Annotated in this window: 1 protein-coding gene; it reads right to left on the bottom strand. The window is 44.9% G+C overall.

The window, feature by feature from the left end; translation table 11 throughout:
- The coding region (locus L323_RS40455) for an AMP-binding protein (RefSeq protein WP_038276366.1) at positions 1-555 on the bottom strand (555 nt) is incomplete at both ends.

The raw sequence follows: 555 nt of genomic DNA, 5'->3' as shown, positions 1-555 counted from the left end.
CAAATGGATTGTGTACAAATTTCTCTGCCGTCAGCTCAGGCCTGTTGAGATATCCTCTTGCCAAGCCGTCCCCGGATATACACAATTCTCCCGGTATCCCTACAGGCTGCAAGTTGTTGTGCTTGTCCACCACATAGAGTTGTATATTATCTATTGGCTTTCCGATTGGTACAAGGTCAATCTCCTGTCCTTCGGGGCAATCAAAGTAGGATACATCCACCGTAGCTTCTGTAGGGCCATACAGATTGATAAGCTTTGTGCCGTATCTGCTGCCTACCACTTGGTTAAATCTCTGTACCTGTTTTACCTGTAAGGCCTCTCCACTGGCAAATACCTGTTTCAGGCTAGAAACTTTATCCGCTGATTTTCCGTTTTCCATATATTCAAGGAACATGTTTAACATTGACGGAACAAAGTGCATTGTAGTGACACCCTGCTTTTCTATTGCATCTGTTATTGCTCCCGAGTCTTTTTCTCCTCCCGGTGCCAGAAAATACACCTTTGCCCCTGCAAAAAACCACCAGAACAGCTCCCATACAGATACATCAAAGGTAT

Source organism: Ruminiclostridium papyrosolvens C7 (assembly GCF_000421965.1).
In the GTDB taxonomy this organism is placed as follows: domain Bacteria; phylum Bacillota; class Clostridia; order Acetivibrionales; family DSM-1351; genus Ruminiclostridium; species Ruminiclostridium papyrosolvens_A.
The sequence above is the reverse complement of the archived record's forward strand: the minus strand, read 5'-3'. Positions and strand labels throughout refer to the sequence as shown.